A 416-nucleotide genomic window follows, 5' to 3' on the forward strand; every position below is an offset into this window, starting at 1 on the left:
GTCATCCTCGGCAAGCAGGCCATCGACAGCGACAACAACCAGACCGGCCAGATGCTGGCTGCGCTGACCGGCTACGCGCAGGGCACCTTCGCCTCCAAGGTCGAAGTGGCTGGCGACAAAGTCAACGTCACCCGTGAAATCGACGGCGGCCTGCAGACTGTTGCCCTGAACCTGCCGGCGATCGTCACCACCGACCTGCGCCTGAACGAGCCGCGCTATGCGTCGCTGCCCAACATCATGAAGGCGAAGAAGAAACCGTTGGAAACCTTCACCCCCGATGCGCTGGGCATCTCCACGGCCTCGACCGTGAAGACGCTCAAGGTGGAAGCGCCCGCCGCGCGCAGCGCCGGCATCAAGGTGAAATCGGTGGCCGAACTGGTCGAGAAACTGAAGAACGAAGCGAAGGTGATCTGATG

1 protein-coding gene is annotated in these 416 nt (G+C 62.5%); it reads left to right on the plus strand.

Annotated features, from left to right (window positions below; all coding sequences use genetic code 11):
* On the plus strand, positions 1–414 hold a 414-nt coding region (locus ACCC94_RS30110; protein WP_413353223.1), incomplete at its 5' end, for an electron transfer flavoprotein subunit beta/FixA family protein.
* Positions 415–416: the final 2 nt, after the last annotated feature.

Origin of the sequence: Pseudomonas sp. Pseusp97 (assembly GCF_047304025.1) — a bacterium.
Classification (GTDB): Bacteria; Pseudomonadota; Gammaproteobacteria; order Pseudomonadales; family Pseudomonadaceae; genus Pseudomonas.